Raw genomic sequence first — 383 nt, 5'->3', positions numbered from 1 at the left:
GCGATGAAGCTTCATGAAGACGTTGTAAGATCGCTGGTAATTTATGCCGCCCGCTCGATCGAGAACCGAATTGATGCCGGCAACACAGAGCCCGACTCTGCTATCTTTTTTCTCATAGATCGGGCTTTCATCGGAATCTGTATATCTGGTTGAATAGAATTTTAGTAGCGCCTGGTTCAAAGACTCCAATAGACTATCCAATCCTGTATAACCAATCTTCTTGACAGCTGGCCTGATCCGGCTGCCAAGCAAAACCAGTGTCATAATAAGTTTGGCGCCGAAAAAATCCGCCCAGATCTCTAGCGATTTATCATCTTTGACTTTATCGGCTTCATTGCCTGATATATAAATGGCGTGACGATTTAAATAGTGCGCGACTTCGT

The 383-nt window shown here is 44.6% G+C and carries 1 protein-coding gene; it reads right to left on the bottom strand.

Annotated features, from left to right (window positions below; genetic code table 11):
- Window positions 1–383, bottom strand: a 383-nt coding sequence (locus OC610_RS28975) for a hypothetical protein (RefSeq protein WP_264433268.1), incomplete at both ends; no start/stop codon positions are given.

This window comes from Pseudomonas agronomica, from assembly GCF_025917275.1.
Taxonomy (GTDB): domain Bacteria; phylum Pseudomonadota; class Gammaproteobacteria; order Pseudomonadales; family Pseudomonadaceae; genus Aquipseudomonas; species Aquipseudomonas agronomica.
The sequence above is the reverse complement of the archived record's forward strand: the minus strand, read 5'-3'. Positions and strand labels throughout refer to the sequence as shown.